The organism is Spirosoma sordidisoli (assembly GCF_004138325.1).
GTDB lineage: Bacteria > Bacteroidota > Bacteroidia > Cytophagales > Spirosomataceae > Spirosoma > Spirosoma sordidisoli.
On sequence record NZ_SBLB01000007.1, the window covers coordinates 352,399 to 368,715 of the forward strand.

19 protein-coding genes are annotated in these 16,317 nt (G+C 51.3%); 16 read left to right on the forward strand and 3 right to left on the reverse strand.

Annotated elements, in window-relative coordinates; genetic code table 11:
• Positions 1-5: 5 nt before the first annotated feature.
• From EQG79_RS24020 to EQG79_RS24090, 15 genes are all read left to right on the forward strand, one after another.
• Complete coding sequence (locus EQG79_RS24020; protein ID WP_077922100.1) at positions 6-1,127, forward strand: cytochrome c oxidase subunit II; 1,122 nt, start codon at positions 6-8, stop codon at positions 1,125-1,127.
• Between the two features lie 25 nt (positions 1,128-1,152).
• On the forward strand, positions 1,153-3,042 hold the full coding sequence (locus EQG79_RS24025; RefSeq protein ID WP_077922099.1) for a cytochrome c oxidase subunit I: 1,890 nt from the start codon (positions 1,153-1,155) through the stop codon (positions 3,040-3,042).
• A complete protein-coding gene (locus tag EQG79_RS24030) occupies positions 3,017-4,036 on the forward strand; it encodes a COX15/CtaA family protein (protein WP_129604877.1) in 1,020 nt (339 codons plus the stop codon). The genes EQG79_RS24025 and EQG79_RS24030 overlap by 26 nt, the downstream gene beginning before the upstream one ends.
• 1 nt (position 4,037) lies before the next feature.
• Entirely contained in the window at positions 4,038-4,916 is an 879-nt protein-coding gene (gene cyoE / locus EQG79_RS24035) for a heme o synthase (RefSeq protein WP_129604880.1), read from the forward strand.
• A gap of 6 nt (positions 4,917-4,922) precedes the next feature.
• Entirely contained in the window at positions 4,923-5,513 is a 591-nt protein-coding gene (locus EQG79_RS24040; RefSeq protein ID WP_077922096.1) for a cytochrome c oxidase subunit 3, read from the forward strand.
• A gap of 14 nt (positions 5,514-5,527) precedes the next feature.
• On the forward strand, positions 5,528-6,325 hold the full coding sequence (locus EQG79_RS24045) for a cytochrome c oxidase subunit 3 (protein WP_077922095.1): 798 nt from the start codon (positions 5,528-5,530) through the stop codon (positions 6,323-6,325).
• A gap of 14 nt (positions 6,326-6,339) precedes the next feature.
• Positions 6,340-6,675, forward strand: coding sequence for a cytochrome C oxidase subunit IV family protein (locus EQG79_RS24050; protein WP_077922094.1), 336 nt, complete (start codon positions 6,340-6,342; stop codon positions 6,673-6,675).
• A 3-nt stretch (positions 6,676-6,678) separates the two neighbouring features.
• The gene (locus tag EQG79_RS24055) at positions 6,679-7,392 is read left to right on the forward strand and encodes an SCO family protein (RefSeq protein ID WP_129604883.1); all 714 of its coding nucleotides are present in this window, start codon (positions 6,679-6,681) and stop codon (positions 7,390-7,392) included.
• A gap of 56 nt (positions 7,393-7,448) precedes the next feature.
• Positions 7,449-7,994 carry a DUF420 domain-containing protein gene (locus EQG79_RS24060; protein ID WP_077922092.1) on the forward strand — a complete coding sequence of 182 codons (546 nt, stop codon included), beginning with the start codon at positions 7,449-7,451 and terminating at the stop codon, positions 7,992-7,994.
• Between the two features lie 13 nt (positions 7,995-8,007).
• Positions 8,008-8,289, forward strand: a complete 282-nt coding sequence (locus EQG79_RS31375) for a hypothetical protein (RefSeq protein ID WP_077922091.1) — start codon at positions 8,008-8,010, stop codon at positions 8,287-8,289.
• A gap of 52 nt (positions 8,290-8,341) precedes the next feature.
• Positions 8,342-8,611 (forward strand): DUF983 domain-containing protein, encoded by a 270-nt coding sequence (locus EQG79_RS24070; protein ID WP_240699436.1) that lies wholly within the window; start codon positions 8,342-8,344, stop codon positions 8,609-8,611.
• A gap of 133 nt (positions 8,612-8,744) precedes the next feature.
• A complete protein-coding gene (locus EQG79_RS24075; RefSeq protein WP_077922089.1) occupies positions 8,745-9,362 on the forward strand; it encodes an RNA polymerase sigma factor in 618 nt (205 codons plus the stop codon).
• Entirely contained in the window at positions 9,331-10,263 is a 933-nt protein-coding gene (locus EQG79_RS24080; protein WP_129604889.1) for a hypothetical protein, read from the forward strand. Before EQG79_RS24075 ends, EQG79_RS24080 begins: the two co-directional genes overlap by 32 nt.
• On the forward strand, positions 10,260-11,288 hold the full coding sequence (locus EQG79_RS24085; protein ID WP_129604892.1) for an outer membrane beta-barrel protein: 1,029 nt from the start codon (positions 10,260-10,262) through the stop codon (positions 11,286-11,288). Before EQG79_RS24080 ends, EQG79_RS24085 begins: the two co-directional genes overlap by 4 nt.
• A gap of 3 nt (positions 11,289-11,291) precedes the next feature.
• On the forward strand, positions 11,292-12,113 hold the full coding sequence (locus EQG79_RS24090) for an NAD(P)H-binding protein (RefSeq protein ID WP_129604895.1): 822 nt from the start codon (positions 11,292-11,294) through the stop codon (positions 12,111-12,113).
• A 14-nt stretch (positions 12,114-12,127) separates the two neighbouring features.
• Here EQG79_RS24090 and EQG79_RS24095 read toward each other — a convergent pair whose 3' ends face one another.
• The gene (locus EQG79_RS24095; RefSeq protein ID WP_129604898.1) at positions 12,128-13,273 is read right to left on the reverse strand and encodes a glycosyltransferase family protein; all 1,146 of its coding nucleotides are present in this window, start codon (positions 13,271-13,273) and stop codon (positions 12,128-12,130) included.
• Between the two features lie 58 nt (positions 13,274-13,331).
• Positions 13,332-14,159 (reverse strand): UDP-2,3-diacylglucosamine diphosphatase, encoded by an 828-nt coding sequence (locus EQG79_RS24100; RefSeq protein WP_129604901.1) that lies wholly within the window; start codon positions 14,157-14,159, stop codon positions 13,332-13,334.
• Positions 14,160-14,269: 110 nt separating this feature from the next.
• On the opposite strand from EQG79_RS24100, the gene EQG79_RS24105 reads away from it, so the two are divergent.
• The gene (locus EQG79_RS24105) at positions 14,270-14,902 is read left to right on the forward strand and encodes an acetyltransferase (protein WP_129604904.1); all 633 of its coding nucleotides are present in this window, start codon (positions 14,270-14,272) and stop codon (positions 14,900-14,902) included.
• 207 nt (positions 14,903-15,109) lie between these two features.
• Here EQG79_RS24105 and fcl read toward each other — a convergent pair whose 3' ends face one another.
• Positions 15,110-16,051, reverse strand: a complete 942-nt coding sequence (gene fcl / locus EQG79_RS24110) for a GDP-L-fucose synthase (RefSeq protein WP_077922082.1) — start codon at positions 16,049-16,051, stop codon at positions 15,110-15,112.
• Positions 16,052-16,317: the final 266 nt, after the last annotated feature.

A 16,317-nucleotide genomic window follows, 5' to 3' on the forward strand; every position in this document is an offset into this window, starting at 1 on the left:
TGATCATGGTTTATATAGTCGCTCTGTTATCGGTTATATTCCTGGGGCTGGCCGTATTGGTTATATCCAGAATGGCAGCTGTTGTTAAAAGCACCAGAGGGCCAGTTGAAGAAGGACGCATAGGGATGAGCAATCGCATCAACGCTGCTCTGTTCATGGTGTTCTTTGTTGTAGGATTGGTTGGGGCCGTCTGGTCGTTCTGGTATGCATCGGACTACTTCCTGCCCGAAGCTTCGTCTCCACATGGTCGCCGGACTGACTTCCTGTTCTGGCTGTCTATGGCCATCATTACGGTCGCGTTCTTAATTACCAATGCCCTGTTATTTTTCTTCGCCTGGCGCTATCAGCACCGCGAAGGATACAAAGCGGCATACTACCCGGAAAACCACAAGCTGGAGCTGATCTGGACCGTCATTCCGGCGGTTGTGATGGCGGTCCTGGTGTTCACCGGATGGCGTGCATGGCGGGACATCATGTCCGAAGCTCCTGCCGATGCTCAGGTGTTTGAAATTGTAGGAAAGCAGTTTAACTGGATTGTTCGTTACCCGGGCGTTGATGACAACAAGCTGGGTGCTTACAACTATAAACTGATTGATAACAGCAACGATACAGGTATCGATTATACGGACCAGGCCTCTTTTGACGACTTTACGTCGACAACGGAGTTGCACATTCCTGTTAACAAACCTGTATTGCTGAAAATCCGGGCACGGGATGTATTGCACAGCGTATTTATTCCGCACATGCGGGTAAAAATGGACGCTGTGCCAGGTATGCCAACACGCTTCTGGTTTGTGGCTGACAAAACCACCGATGAAATGCGGAATATAACAGGTAATCAGGATTTCGGTTACGAGATTGCCTGTACTGAAGTTTGCGGACGCGGCCACTTTTCAATGCGTATCCGGTTGGTAGTAGAAGACGAAGCTTCCTGGCAGGCATGGTGCAAAGAGCAAAAGCCTTTGTTGTCATCGACGCCTGAACTGGCAGCCCGTATACCTGCTAATCTGAAAGCAAAAGCGGCCAAGTATTTGCCGGCTGATGCGCCTGCTGCTCCTGCAGACAGCACAACAGCCTCCACTCAACAGGGCGGTGGTGTTTCAATAGCCCGGACCACAATCCGTTAATCTTTAGACAACAAACCAAAATACTATGGCGACTGTAGCAGCTAACACGGCAACCGTGGCGCATGTAGCAGAACATGAGCACCACGAGCCGCAAAGTTTTTGGCGCAAGTACGTTTTTTCAGAAGATCACAAGACAATCGCTAAGCAGTACCTGATTTCAGGTATTATCTGGTCTGTTATTGGTATTAGCTTATCGGTTATGTTCCGCCTTCAGTTAGGTTTCCCTGACATGAAGCTGGAATTTCTGCGGCCGATTCTGGGTAACTGGATTAATGAGAGCGGTAAGCTTGATCCAGACTTCTACCTAGCTCTGGTGACGATGCACGGTACCATCATGGTATTCTTTGTATTGACTGCCGGTTTGAGTGGTACGTTCTCTAACTTCCTGATTCCTCTGCAGGTTGGAGCGCGTGATATGGCGTCAGGCTTTCTGAACATGTTGTCGTACTGGTTCTTTTTCCTGGCCAGTGCAGTTATGCTCGTATCGCTGTTCATCGAAACAGGTCCTGCCGCGGGTGGCTGGGTAGTTTATCCGCCACTGAGTGCTCTGCCACAGGCGCACCCCGGCTCACAGTTGGGTATGACCCTCTGGCTGGTCAGTATGGCCCTGTTTATTGTTTCGCAGCTGCTGGGTGGTATTAACTACATCACCACGGTAATCAACCTCCGTACACGGGGTATGTCGTTCAGCAAACTGCCGCTGACGATCTGGGCTTTCTTCCTGACAGCTGTTCTGGGTCTTATTTCATTCCCTGTGTTGTTGTCGGCTGCGCTGTTGCTGATTTTTGACCGCAGCTTCGGAACGAGCTTTTATCTGTCCGAAATTTACATTGGTCAGACCGGCGAGGCACTGCCAAACGTAGGTGGTAGCCCGATCCTGTTCCAGCACCTGTTCTGGTTCCTGGGTCACCCCGAGGTGTACATTGTACTGCTGCCAGCGCTGGGTATGACGTCGGAGATCATCGCTACCAATGCGCGGAAGCCAATCTTTGGTTACCGCGCCATGATTGCCTCCATGATGGGTATTGCCTTCCTGGCGTTTATCGTATGGGCACACCACATGTTCGTAACAGGGATGAACCCATTCCTGGGTTCGATCTTTATGTTCCTGACGCTGATCATCGCTGTACCGTCGGCGGTAAAAGCGTTCAACTACATCACGACGCTATGGCGTGGTAATATTCGGTTTACCCCAGCCATGCTGTTCTCGATCGGTCTGGTATCGTTCTTCATATCAGGTGGTCTGACGGGTCTGATTTTGGGTAACTCGGCACTGGACATTCAACTGCACGACACATACTTTGTAGTGGCTCACTTCCACCTGGTAATGGGTGCTGCATCGGCGTTCGGTCTGCTGGCGGGTGTATACCACTGGTTCCCAAAGATGTTTGGCCGTATGATGGATGAGAAGCTGGGCTACATTCACTTCTGGCTGACGTTCATTGGTATCTACCTGGTGTTCTTCCCGATGCACTATATCGGTATTGCCGGATTTCCACGGCGTTACTACGCCTTTACGAGCTATGACTTCACGAAGAATATCTTCACGGATATGAATAGCTTCATTAGTCTGGCGGCTATTTTCACCTTCACGGCTCAGTGGGTATTTATCTGGAACTTTGTATACAGCCTGTTCAAGGGCAAAAAAGCAACCCAGAACCCTTGGAAATCGAACACGCTCGAGTGGACTACGCCGATCAATCCTGGTCATGGTAACTGGCCTGGTGAGATACCAGCTGTTTACCGCTGGCCATATGATTACAGCAAGCCTGGCGCGAAGGATGACTTCATTCCTCAAAACGTGCCGTATTCGCAAACTCCAGAATCAAATCTTCCGCATGAGAATGAGTTGATTGGTTTGGAGAAAGAGATTGAGGCACAAAACCTGAATGACCAGTTCAAGCAACCTCACTAATAATCGTGAGCGGCAGTTCCGGAGTCTGGCTCTTCTGACAGTCATCATCGTATACCTGCTGGTATTGGCGGGTGGGATTGTCAGAGGAACCGGCTCCGGAATGGGCTGCCCCGACTGGCCGAAGTGCTTCGGCCAATGGATTCCCCCTACAGACGCTTCTCAACTTCCCGCCAACTATCAGCAGCTGTACGGCGCTAAGCTAAAGGGTGAGGTTGAGTTCAATGCCGTCAAGACCTGGATCGAATACGTAAACCGTTTGCTGGGTGTACTCTCCGGTCTGTTTGTTTTTGCCACACTGGTGGCCTCTTTCCCTTATTTACGAAAAGACAAGCCCGTTTTCTGGGGTAGTGTCGCTGCTTTTCTACTCATTGGCCTCAATGGATGGCTGGGTTCCCGTGTTGTTGCCACTGAGTTAGCGCACTACATGATTACGTTGCATCTGTTTTTAGCAGTGCTTGTCGTCTTTGCCTTGTTGTTCGTGTATGTGCGTGCCAGTGCTGCCAATTGGCAGATCCCGTTGCCAGGCGCTGGTAAGAAGTCACTGAATGGATTAGTGGTCGTGACAATTATTTTGTCACTAGGTCAGGTGCTGTTAGGAACGCAGGTGCGAGAAGCACTGGATGAAGTCGTAAAGCAACTCGGCTACAACCAGCGAGCCGAGTGGATCAATAATCTCGACTGGCGCTTTTACATACATCGGTCCTTCTCGCTTATAGTTTTCGGACTACACGTTGCTGTAATCAGCAAGGTGAGGTCAATCAGTAAGGCCGGGGTTTTACCCTCACTGACCATACTACTAATTCTTACCGTACTGGCCGAAATAGGTACCGGTGCTATCATGGGGTACTTCGAAGTGCCCGCTGCAGCTCAACCTATTCACCTGTTTCTGGCAATTATCATGATTGGGGTGCAGTTTATGATTTGGCTGCTTATAAACCCCGCTTTAAGTTCATCGAAACTGGCTATTCACAAGCTCAGTTTACAGACTACTTAACATGGAAAAAGTAATTGCTCTTCGTATCGTCAACGAGAAAGCGAAAGCCTATATAGAGTTGTTAAAACTGAAGCTGACACTGGCCGTTGTTTTCTCTGGTGTGTTCGGATATTGTTTGGCAGCTGATGTAATTGTATGGTGGAAAGTGGCTGTACTGGTAATAGCTTCTATTGCCATCACGGGGGCCGCTAATATCATCAACCAAATCATAGAAAAAGACTCAGATAAGCTAATGAAGCGCACAGCTGGCCGACCGTTGCCAACCGGTCGATTGTCAGTGAACGAAGCCGCCGGATTTGCGTTCATCCTTTTTTCGGCTGCCTGCCTGCTGTACGTCGAAGTATTCAATCTACGGGCGGCTGCACTGGCGGTTCTGTCTTTGCTATTGTATGGGTTTGTGTACACCCCCCTGAAACGGAAAGGCCAGATTGCCGTATACATTGGTGCTTTACCAGGCGCTTTTCCTCCCATGATCGGCTGGGTTGCCGCTACCAATCATTTCGGCTGGGCTCCCGGAATTCTGTTTGCCATTCAATTCTTCTGGCAGTTTCCGCACTTCTGGGCCATTGGCTGGCTCGCTTTCGACGAATACAAGAAAGCTGGTATTCAAATGATGCCTGGTAAAGCTAAAGACGAAAATACGGCCTTCCGGATCATGATTTACACCCTGTTCCTGATTCCGGTTGGCTGGCTGCCGTATGCCCTGGGAATGACCGGAATTAATTCAGCCTTTATAGCCATGATCGGCGGAATCTTGTTTCTGGCGCAAACGTTTCATTTAATGAGGACCTGCACCGATAAAGCAGCATTACAGATGATGTTTGGATCATTACTGTACCTGCCCGTTGTGCAGATTGTTTATCTGTTAGACAAACTATAAGGCCCCATGAGTGAGATCGTAAAGGATATAGCGGTTCTGGAAGAACCCGAAGAAACCCTCTCAATGAATCCCCGGAAGTTCATTCTGTGGTTATTCATCGTGAGTATTATCATGTTGTTTGCGGCTATGACAAGTGCCTATCTGGTACGCAGAGCCGAGGGTAACTGGCTGGAGTATACAATTCCACCCATATTTTCGTACAGCTCGGTGGTGTTGGTGTTGAGCAGTCTGACTATGCATTGGGCCTACGTGTCTGCAAAAAAAGATAACTTCAACAGCCTGAGGACAGCGATAACTATTACTTTTGCACTTGGAATGGCTTTCCTGTACATGCAGTTCCAGGGCTGGGTCGAACTAGTTGAACAAAAGGTCTTCTTTGTTGGTAACCCGGCCGGTTCGTTCATGTACATATTTACGGGCCTGCACGGCTTCCACCTCATTTCCGGCCTTATCGTGCTGGTGTTTGCGCTGGTAGCCGCTTTTCGGCTTCGTATTCATGCGAAAAGCTTAAACCAGATTGAAATTGCCGCCACGTACTGGCATTTTTTAGACATTCTGTGGCTGTACCTGTTTTTCTTTTTAGTCTATTTTCATTGATAATCTCTTAAACGATGGCGGCTACTGCGACGACAAATACCGTAGCAACTGACTCAGCACAAACGTTCGACAAGAAAGCCTGGATGGGCGGTGTCGAGCCGATGAATGCCAGTTATGGCAAGTTGATGATGTGGTTTTTCCTGATTTCAGATACGTTCACGTTCTCAGCCCTGCTGGTAACCTACGGTCTGATTCGTTACAGTTATCCAGCCTGGGACCCAGCCATCTATGGCGAAGTATTCAAGTTCTCGAACTTGTACTGGCCAACACCTGAGAAAGTGTACAATGCGGTTCCGTTCCTGCACGGTATTGATGCGCCACTGATTTTTGTGGGTATCATGACTTTTATCCTGATCTTCAGCAGCGTGACCATGGTACTGGCCGTTGAGGCTGGTCACCGGATGGACCGTAAGGATGTGGAGAAATATATGCTCTGGACAATCCTGGGTGGTATTACCTTCCTTGGAAGCCAGGCGTGGGAATGGTCGCACTTTATCCATGGCACCGAGACCGGCACCGTAATCAGCGAACTGGTAAACGGGCAAACCGTACAGCGGACTATCTTCGGCGCTAACCTGACCGAGAACCAGTATGGCCCCCCGGCCTTTGCCGATCTGTTCTTCTTCATTACGGGCTTCCATGGTACGCACGTATTGAGTGGCGTTGTGCTGAATATCCTGATTTTCTACCGGGCCGCCACCGGCTTGTACGATCGTCGTGGTCACTACGAAATGGTTGAAAAGGTAGGTCTGTACTGGCACTTTGTTGACCTGGTTTGGGTATTTGTCTTTACGTTCTTCTATCTGGTGTAAGCATCACTACAGCAATGACTGAAAATACACACTATCACGACGATCACGGTCACGGTGGTACCGAGATTCAACCCGCCAACACGGGAGTTATCTGGCGCACATTCTGGATTCTGGCAGCTATTACGGCTGTTGAATTTACACTGGCCTTTCTGATGCATGCTGGCGGGTTCCGCACGTCGCTCTTCATCATCATGACGCTGGTTAAAGCGTTCTACATTGTAGGTGAATTTATGCACCTTCGCCATGAAGTGAAAAGCCTGATCTGGGCTATCGTTGTACCAGTAATCTTTATCGTCTGGTTATTGGCAGCCCTACTCACAGAAGGCGGGTCCATTTTTGAACTTAGGTAAGTCATGACGACTACACGAAAAGCCGGGATCCTGCTCGCTACGCTGCTGGTCCCGGCTTTGCTGTATCTATTTTTGCGGTTTCGTACGCAGAATCACTACGTTTTACCACGTTATCTGCCAAAAATCGACTCGGCCCGGGGCGAACCCCTGATTGGTAAGGTTACCCAGGCAGATGGTAGTCAGATAACCGACACCATTTACAATCACATCCCGCCTTTCAAACTCATCGATCAGAATGGGAAAACGATCGACCAGTCGGTCGTAAAAGGGAAAATCTACGTTGCCAGCTTTTTCTTCACCCGCTGCGGAACGGTATGCCCCAAAATCTCATCGCAGCTGACCCGGGTGCAGGACATATTTGTGAACCGCTCCGATCTGGTTTTTTTGTCTCACTCGGTCGATCCTGAACATGACCGTCCAGCCCAACTGAAGGCCTACGCAGAACGCTATAGAGCCATCCCGGGCAAGTGGTATTTTCTGACAGGATCTAAGGCCGACATCTATGACCTGGCGCTGCATGGTTATTACCTGCCGGTAGTTGATGCCGGGGTCAAAGAGGGCAAGCCGGACGAAACTTTTATTCACAGCGAAAAGTTGGTATTAGTAGATAAAGAGGGCATTGTCAGAGGGTTCTACGACGGAACAGACAAAGAAGATGTAGATCGGCTGGTACTCGAAATCCGGGTGCTGCTGGACATCTACAGCAAAGATACCTGACGCCGACTGGAACGCTAATTGAGTGATGATTCCATCTGATTTCCCACTATACACGCATGGAAACGCTACAATCGCCGGTGCAGGAGCAGAAGGCTAATCGGATCATTAATGTATTGTCAATCGCCATTCCGGTAGCGGTGGCAGTACTGCTGGGGGTCCGGCAGAAAGTTGACTTGGGAAGCTGGACAACCTACCTGCCCCATATTAACGCTGTCATAAATTCAGCTACGTCGTTGCTCCTGATTATGGGGTTGTATTTCATCCGGCAGAAAAATGTTGCTGCACACAGGCGGACAATGCTAACCGCTTTTACCCTAGGTTCGTTGTTTCTGGTGAGCTATGTTTTATACCACCTGACCAATGAGTCGACGCCCTTTGGCGGACAAGGCTGGATCAGGCCAGTATATTACTTTCTGCTGGTGTCGCATATTGTCCTGTCGGTCGTAGTTGTCTGGTTTGTGTTGAGGGCTGTTTACTTTGCGGTCACCAACCAAATCAGTAAGCATAAGCAAACGGTAAAATGGGCATATCCCATTTGGTTATACGTGAGCACAACGGGTGTGATCGTATACCTGCTGATCAAGCCGTATTATCTCCACTAAATCACCGTAAGCCGTGAAAAACTGGAAAACCTGGTTTGTATTTGTTATTCTTCTGGCTGTAGGGCCTGATCTGATGGCCCAGTGTGCTATGTGCCGCGGAACGGTAGAAAGTACCGTCAGCAACGGACGAAGCGTTGTGGCGTCAGAACTGAACGTCGGCATTTTGTATTTGTTGGTTATTCCATACCTACTGGTCGCCAGCATCGGTTACCTCTGGTACAGGAATAGTAGACTGGAGCATGGAAAACGTCTCGAAATTGCAGGCCGTGTCAGAAGGGCGTTGTCCCAGGTGTAGGAAAGGGAAAATCTTCAGCAGGCCCTTTTATTCACTGCGCGGTTTCGACGACATGTATGAATTCTGTCCACATTGTGGGCTGAAGTACGAAGTAGAGCCGGGGTATTTTTACGGCGCTATGTTCGTAAGCTATGCCATATCGGGTGGTGTGGCACTGGTGCTGGGATTTCTACTGTTTTATCTGGCAGGAGATCCCGGTGGCTGGGTATACGTAGCCGTTATTGCACCCGCCATGGTTTTGATTGCACCTGTCAACTTCCGGTTTTCGCGGGTACTGTGGCTGCACTACGTGGCAGGAATAAAGTACCAGCCCGGACTATAAACTGTTTTTTGCCGGAAAATCATAAGCCCGAAATCCATTTTGTTCGCAAAACGGGTTTCGGGCTTTATTTTTTTTGAGGTTCATGCAACCCGAGTGTGTCTATTATGCATCTTGCCAATGAACCTGAACTCGTATGCTACGACTTATACCGTTTTTCTCGACTGAAACGCAACTGATTGCGGCCCTAAGACGGGCCGAAGGTCGGGCGCATAAGGTTGTTTATGAACGGTATGCAGGCAAAATGCTGGCGGTATGCACGCGCTATTGTGCCAACCGGGCCGATGCCGAAGAGGTTATGATCGATGGGTTCATGCGTGTGTTCGAAAAAATTGACCAGTTCCGGGAAGATGGCAGCTTTGAAGGCTGGATCCGACGCATCATGGTCACCGAATCACTAATGTTCCTGCGAAAATCGAAGCAATGGCGGCAGGAACTCCCGCTCGACGATGTAACAGTCGAGCCGGATTATGAATGGGCCGATGCGTCGCTGAATGAAACGGATTTGTTGCGAATGATCGCTCAGTTGCCCGATGGCTACCGAACGGTCTTTAACCTTTATGCTATTGAAGGCTATTCTCATGCCGAAATAGCCGATACACTCGGCATTTCGGAGGGTACTTCAAAATCACAGTTGAGCCGGGCCCGGATGATGTTACAGACGCTCGTTAAAAAAGCGGAACTGGGGGCATCGGGGCAGGCCCAGATCAGGAAAGACACTTATGAAAAAACACAACGAACACTCGGCCGATAAATCACCTGTCGACGACTTGTTTGCGCGTCGATTGCGGGATACAGCCCTGCCGCCTACTGAAGGCGGCTTCGAGCGGTTACAGGCTCGCATGAACGCTCAACACCAGAAAACACCGGTAGTACCGATCTGGAGCAAGCCGGCCCTACAGCGTTACATGGCGGCTGCGGCCTGCGTGCTGCTGGTATGTTTGTTCGGCTGGTTGTATTTGTCAGCGGACCAACCCGGAAATAGTCAAACCGACGGGCAGGTCGCTGCGGCCAAAACCGCTAAAAAGAGCCAACCCGAAAGCAGCGCACCGGCTGCCGAACGCGCCGGTGAAGTCGATCTGGCCAAAACCGAAACAACTACACAGCCCGAAACCGGTCCGGCTACCGCCAATTCGGTCGAGCCGACAGCAAACCAAGTGGCGGGTAACGATGTCCTGCCCGACGCTGGCCAGGTCAGGCAACTCCAACAGCAGCCAGTGGATATGCCACAGCCTAAACAGCCGGTCGAAGCGATCAGCGAGCCTATGGTGGCGCAAAACAAACCGGCTCCTACAACCGAGCCAGACCGGCTGGAAACGACACCGGTCGAGCCCCGGCAGGCCTCTGCTCCCGAACGGGCCGTAGCATCAGCTAAACTGGCTGAGCGGGTGCTGACCGTAACGATTGCCGAACCTGAGCGGCTGGTAGCGGCACGGCAGGTGGTGAAAAGCTCGGCTGATGAGGGTCAACCGGAGGGGGAAGAAATCCTTTCAAAGGAGGCCAAAGGAGGTAATTTCTGGCAGCAGGTTCGGCGGGTGAAGCAGGGCGAGATTTTTGCCAGACAAGACGCCGGTACCGAAGAGCGGAGCCTGCTCAGCCGGGCCTACAATGGCCTCAAGCACTCTATCGATAAAGACAAACCTACCAAACAATGAACCGACTCCTATACGGGACTTTCGTTGTCCTGGTCTTACTGCTCAGCATGAGCGCGCAGGCAAAACCGGTCAGCCCGGCCGACTCGCTGGTGATCCGATTCGCGAACCGGACCCGGATGGTTATCTATGCACCTGATAAAGCCGGTATTCAGGCCCTGTCCAATTATGATCTCAATAAAATTGTCCGGGAAATGAGCATGCAGCTCGATTCGGTTCCCGGCGGGCCGGCGGCTATCAAACGCGATGGTGATCAGTATCTGAAAGATACGGTGCTGGTGGTTACTAAAACCAAAGACGGGGTCAGGATTGTAGTAGGCGATACCGACGGAGCCAGTGCCGACTCGACCCAAAAAAAATCAGAGAATAGCCGGACCGATCGGGATTATAAGGAGACCCGCCGGCGCAACCGGGGCGACTTCGGACGCCTGAATTTTGGCGGCAGCATCGGGCTTAACAATTACGTCGTACAGAGCGACGTTCCGGCTTATCCGGAAGATAGTTATGACCTGAGGCCCATCGGATCCCGATATTTTGCTTTGTCGGTTAGCTCGACACCGACCCTGATCCGGGGCAAGCGGGCGTCGCTGAAGCTGTACTACGGCCTGGAACTGGCCTGGAATAACTTCATGTTTGAAGGCAACAACTATGCGGAGAAAACAACTACCGGTGTTGCGTTTCCCGACGCCCAGCGCGACCTGCGTAAAAGCAAGCTGACCGTATGTACCATTGGTATACCGGTCGTTCCCAGGCTCACCTTCTACGACAGTCGTAATCGTCGGGCAGGTCATATCGGGATCGGGATGTATGGAAATTACCGGCTCGACAGCTACCGCAAGATCAAAGAAGCCGATGGGAGTAGAGATCGTCGTCACTCAAACTTCAATCTGTCAGACTTCCGCTATGGAGTCATGACGCAACTGGGCATACGGAATACCGAATTTTTCGTAAAATATGACCTGAGCCCCTTGTTTGAAGCAGGCCTTGGTCCCGATCTGAGAGCCATCAGCTTTGGAATTAGCTTCTGATTGATGCGTAACGTCATTTCAATTATCGGTTGTGGCTGGCTCGGCGCGCCCCTGGCCGATCAACTCCTGGCCGAAGGATACCAGGTTCGGGGCAGCACGACTTCTGACGAGAAAGTCGACACGCTTCGTTTGCGGGGCATCGATGCCTATAAACTGCAACTGGGTCCCGAACCGGTCGGTAATCTGGAGGCTCTGCTGAATGCTGATACGGTTGTTATCAATGTACCGCCCAAAGCAGGCAAACTCGGCGATGACTTTCATCCGCAGCAGGTGGCTCATCTGACCGACGCAATCCGGTCGGCGAAGGTAGCGCATGTCATTTACGTCAGTTCGACATCCGTGTACCCCGAACTGAGCCGCACCCTAGACGAAGCCGATGTAACAACCGAAGACCAGTCTGCCGCTCCCGCGCTTGTACGGGCCGAAAAACTGGTGCAGCGCCTGCAACCCGGTTGTAAGGTAACCATCCTCCGGTTTGGGGGCCTGATGGGCTATGATCGTATCCCCGGAAAATACGTAGCCGGCAAAACCGTTGACAGCGGAGCTGTACCGGTCAACTACCTGCATCGTGACGATGCGGTGGGTATACTTACGGTTGTAATAGACCAGGCCATTACAGGCGTTTTTAACGGCGTTGCCCCCGAACACCCGACGCGTGAGGCCATTTACCGGAAAAGCTGCGCTGATTTTGGCTACGCGCTGCCAATCTTCGTTACCCCTCAACAGCCCATCCCATACAAGTTGATTGGTACGAGCAAACTGCAACAGCAGATACCGTATACATTCCGGTTTCCTGACCCGCTCCAGTTCCCCTACGGCGCGTAGAATAACGTTGTCTGTTACGACCGTAGTAACTGCCGCATCCGGCTCAGGAAGAACCCACCCGGAGAAGTGGGCCGCGAGGCAACAGCCCGGTTCATAGCGGCCAGGAAGAGGAAATAGCCCTGGCCATACCACGCTCTGAACCGGTCGCTAACCTGCGGGTCGTGCTGAGGCAGATAGTCCAGTAAGGTATCCAGGTCGAAGCGGTCAGCGGCTGTGCCCACACCGGCCCGTTGCCCGTCGAGGGCATTACCGGCCTGCTCAAAATGGTTGGGCTGAGGAATCATCAGGGCGGGCTTACCAAGGTAGGCGGCTTCGCAAACAGACTCGAAGCCGGCCGTGGTGACAACGGCTTTACAACGGGCCATGTAATCCAGGAAGCGCTGGCCATCGATGGCGTGATAGGTCAGCGTCTCATCGACAGCATGATCCGCTTCCTGAATACCGCTATGAAAGCCATGCATTGGAACCTTCGGGTTTCTCAGGTGCGCTTTCTCCAGCTCGCTACGCAGGCCGGGCTGGGTGACGTAGGCCAGCAGGAAATCACCAGCAACGGGCTTCAGTTCGGTAACTTCGCGCCGGAGCAGGGGAGGAACAACGCGCACCCGCCGTTCGGGGGCATCGGCCTGCTTGTCGAATGATAAGGCCAGCAGCTCCTGAGCGCCAAAGCACGTGAGTCGGGTGTTGAGCTTGAACGCCTGTTCGTATAACCACTGATGTCGGGGCCGCTGAAAGTTAGGATGGAACGCCAGATATTGATGAGCCACACAAACCATAGGGACCGATGGTTTCATCAACGCGTAGGTTAAGCCGCCCAGCATCTCGTAAAAATTGACGACTACATCGGGCCGCAGCGTCTCGATAGCTTTTCGCACCTGTTTCAGACTGCGCCAGAAGGGCCTGACAGATCGGATGGCCCGCAGCGTTGTCTTTGTTGGTTCCAGCGCGTTGGTACCCGCGTTATAGACCAGACCCGGGCTGAAAACGGGGGTTATGGGAGCCGCGAAAGCTGAGCTGAAAAAATCAGGAACGTTCCGGTTTTCTGTCACGCCAACCAGGGCACCCACGACCTCATGCCCGGCCGTTTGAAGTATCTGGGCCAGAGCCAAGGCCTGTGTCAGGTGCCCACGACCTTCGCCCTGGACTAGAAAAAGAACTCGCATACTGGTTGGGGAGATGAGGTCTAACCGATTTAGGCAACCGGTTAGACCGGGTTTATGGTTAGACAGCCGGTTCAGACAAAGCCTTCTGCGCTTTGCGGGCGGCTTTTTTTACCCTGGCCTCTTCGTCGTCCTCGTCAGATAGATCAGATGTGTAATAGAGCAGACTCCAGTTGCCGTCGTGGTCTTCGACCAGCGCGCTCAATGATTCGACCCAATCGCCCGAGTTCATATAGATGATACCATCGAAATTATGAATGGCGGGTTGGTGAATATGGCCGCAAATGATACCGTCGCAGTTTCGGGCGCGGGCCAGCTCGGTCAGCTTCTGCTCATAGTCCGATATGTAGTTGACGGCCTGTTTGATTCGTCCTTTTATCTGCTGCGAGAGCGAGTAGTAGGGCAGACCACGCCAGTTACGGTATTGGTTATAAAACTTATTGACCCAAAGGAGGAATGTATAACCAATGTCGCCCAGGTACGCCAGCCACTTCATCTGCGAGGTTATCGAATCAAAGACATCGCCGTGGGTAACGTAAAATTTGCGGGTGCCCGAGCTGAGGGTGTAATCTTTACGGATCGAGAAATTCTTGCCTACCTTCAGCGGCATCACCTGGTCCAGAAAGTCGTCGTGGTTACCCCGCAGATAGACAACTTTGGTATCGTAGTGAACGATTTGCTTTAAAACCGTTTTAAAAAAGGCAGTATGTTTTTTCTTCCAGGTGCTGTACTGTTTCAGTTGCCAGCCATCAATGATGTCGCCGTTCAGAATCAATTTCTGGCAGGAGTAATTGCGCAGAAACTCGGTCGCTTCTTTGGCTTTCGACCCGGCGGTACCGAGATGAATATCAGAAAGCACAATGGTTCGGAACTGTGTACTTGATTTCATGGACGAAGCTACCGTTCATTCATGAAGTAGTATTTACCACATTGTTACCAAATTGGTAAATATATAGCCATTAACAGATGGTAATTCACATTGACTTAATAAGATAATTGATGGAAAACCCCGTATTGATTTTTGGGGCAGGAAGCCTCGGACTGACTGTATTAGACCTTTTTCAGCGAAATACCGTCGTTGTATACGGCCTGCTGGATGACAATAAAGACCTGCACGGAAAAGAGTTTGGCGACGTTTCGGTGCTGGGCGAGACGGACGATGATGGGTATCTGAAGCTGATTGGACAAAAATGTGAAGCGTTCGTTGCCATCGGCGACAGCCGGGTACGGAAGCGGATCGTGAAAATGCTGAATGAACGGCGGAAAGTACAGCCCGTCAACGCCATTCACGATACGGCGGTTGTGTCGGCTTTAGCCACCATAGGCCACGGTAACCTGATTGCGGCCCGAGCTGTTGTGAACGCGTTTGCCGAAGTCGGCCAGCACTGCATTATTCAATCAGGCGCTGTTATCGAAAGCCAGGCGAAGCTCGGCGATTACGTGCAGGTAGGAACTGGCAGCGTAATCAGCAGTGGGGCCATCATTGAAGAGGGGGCCTTTATTGGCGCCGGAGTTACGATCGTTGCCGGGGTAACAATCGGTAAAAACGCCCGCATCGGGGCCGGGTCGGTCGTCATCGAAAACATCGACGCCAGCGCTACCGTATTCGGCAACCCAGCCCGCAAACTGTAGAGACGCGATCGCCCCGGCCATCGCGTCTCCGATGCGTTAGCCATAAAAAGTATGACCACGTAAGAACGGCCTGCGCGTCAACGATTCGTTGATACGCAGGCCGTTCCTGTATAAAATACTAAAAGTGCTGAGGTGTATGAGACGCGAGTGACTTTATTGCTGACGCGTATGAGACGCAAAGGCCGGATCGCCGGTGCGATTGCGTCTCTACTCGACGTACATGACCTCGTTGGTCAGGAAATCCTGATAAGTTTTCTCGAGGCCGTCTTTCAGTTCGGTGGCGTGTTTCCAGCCCAATGAGTGTAGCCGGGAAACGTCCATCAGCTTGCGGGGCGTACCATCGGGCTTATCGGTGTTCCAGCGGAGTTCACCTTCGAAGCCAACGATCTCTTTGATCAGTTCGGCCACTTCGCGAATCGTAACGTCTTCGCCGGTTCCGATGTTGACAAACAACTCATCGTCGTAATTCTCCATCAGGAAGAAACAGGCATCGGCCAGATCGTCGGCATGCAGAAATTCGCGCCGGGGTGATCCGGTTCCCCATACTTCTACGGTAGGCAGGTTATTCACCTTGGCTTCGTGAAATTTGCGGATCAACGCCGGCAGTACGTGCGAGCCATTCAGGTCGTAGTTGTCGTTTGGGCCGTAGAGGTTGGTAGGCATAGCCGAGATGAAATTGCAGCCATACTGACTCCGATACGCTTCGCACAACTTGATACCCGTAATTTTGGCAATGGCATACGGCTCGTTGGTTGGTTCAAGATACCCGCTGAGCAGGTACTCTTCCTTGAGCGGCTGTGGCGCCAGCTTCGGATAAATGCACGATGAGCCCAGGAACAACAACTTCTTCACCCCCGTTTTATAGGCGCTGTGAATGATGTTCGACTCGATCATCAGGTTATCGTACAGAAATTCGGCACGATAGGTGTTGTTAGCCAGAATACCGCCAACTTTGGCAGCGGCCAGGAATACGTAATCAGGGCGTTCGTCAGCAAAAAAATCGGCTACAGCCGCCTGATTCCGCAAGTCCAGTTCGGACGAAGTACGGGTGATGATTTGAGAGTAGCCTTCGGCCTGGAGCTTTCGGACAAGGGCCGAACCGACCATGCCCCGGTGTCCGGCCACGTAAATGCGAGCCTGTTTTTCCACGACGGTTGATTATGAATGAACTACCGGACCATCCGGCTGAGTATATACAAAATAGTAAGACCTGACAGAGCGTTTTATAAAGACCAGCGCCTGCTTTTACACAAAGCTAACAAACATCGTTTATCAATCGTTTGCCAGACCTATGTTCGCCAAAAATTTCAAATATTATTATATAATAAGTTTACTGAATATAATAATTGTAAATAAATCTCAGGCCCAAACGACTGCGCCGGCCTCGCTGACAACTGCTTCTAAACCAGTTCTTG

Excerpts from the sequence above, each read along its gene's own strand:
- EQG79_RS24070 (WP_240699436.1), top strand. The coding sequence starts at position 8,342 with ATGTATGAATTCTGTCCACATTGTGGGCTGAAGTACGAAGTAGAGCCG.
- EQG79_RS24040 (WP_077922096.1), top strand. The coding sequence starts at position 4,923 with ATGAGTGAGATCGTAAAGGATATAGCGGTTCTGGAAGAACCCGAAGAA.
- EQG79_RS24085 (WP_129604892.1), top strand. The coding sequence starts at position 10,260 with ATGAACCGACTCCTATACGGGACTTTCGTTGTCCTGGTCTTACTGCTC.
- EQG79_RS24090 (WP_129604895.1), top strand. The coding sequence starts at position 11,292 with ATGCGTAACGTCATTTCAATTATCGGTTGTGGCTGGCTCGGCGCGCCC.
- EQG79_RS24075 (WP_077922089.1), top strand. The coding sequence starts at position 8,745 with ATGCTACGACTTATACCGTTTTTCTCGACTGAAACGCAACTGATTGCG.
- EQG79_RS24095 (WP_129604898.1), bottom strand. The coding sequence starts at position 13,273 with ATGCGAGTTCTTTTTCTAGTCCAGGGCGAAGGTCGTGGGCACCTGACA.
- EQG79_RS24060 (WP_077922092.1), top strand. The coding sequence starts at position 7,449 with ATGGAAACGCTACAATCGCCGGTGCAGGAGCAGAAGGCTAATCGGATC.
- EQG79_RS24080 (WP_129604889.1), top strand. The coding sequence starts at position 9,331 with ATGAAAAAACACAACGAACACTCGGCCGATAAATCACCTGTCGACGAC.
- cyoE (WP_129604880.1), top strand. The coding sequence starts at position 4,038 with ATGGAAAAAGTAATTGCTCTTCGTATCGTCAACGAGAAAGCGAAAGCC.
- EQG79_RS24045 (WP_077922095.1), top strand. The coding sequence starts at position 5,528 with ATGGCGGCTACTGCGACGACAAATACCGTAGCAACTGACTCAGCACAA.
- EQG79_RS24105 (WP_129604904.1), top strand. The coding sequence starts at position 14,270 with ATGGAAAACCCCGTATTGATTTTTGGGGCAGGAAGCCTCGGACTGACT.
- EQG79_RS24050 (WP_077922094.1), top strand. The coding sequence starts at position 6,340 with ATGACTGAAAATACACACTATCACGACGATCACGGTCACGGTGGTACC.
- EQG79_RS24030 (WP_129604877.1), top strand. The coding sequence starts at position 3,017 with ATGACCAGTTCAAGCAACCTCACTAATAATCGTGAGCGGCAGTTCCGG.
- EQG79_RS24100 (WP_129604901.1), bottom strand. The coding sequence starts at position 14,159 with ATGAAATCAAGTACACAGTTCCGAACCATTGTGCTTTCTGATATTCAT.
- EQG79_RS24020 (WP_077922100.1), top strand. The coding sequence starts at position 6 with ATGGTTTATATAGTCGCTCTGTTATCGGTTATATTCCTGGGGCTGGCC.
- EQG79_RS24025 (WP_077922099.1), top strand. The coding sequence starts at position 1,153 with ATGGCGACTGTAGCAGCTAACACGGCAACCGTGGCGCATGTAGCAGAA.
- EQG79_RS24055 (WP_129604883.1), top strand. The coding sequence starts at position 6,679 with ATGACGACTACACGAAAAGCCGGGATCCTGCTCGCTACGCTGCTGGTC.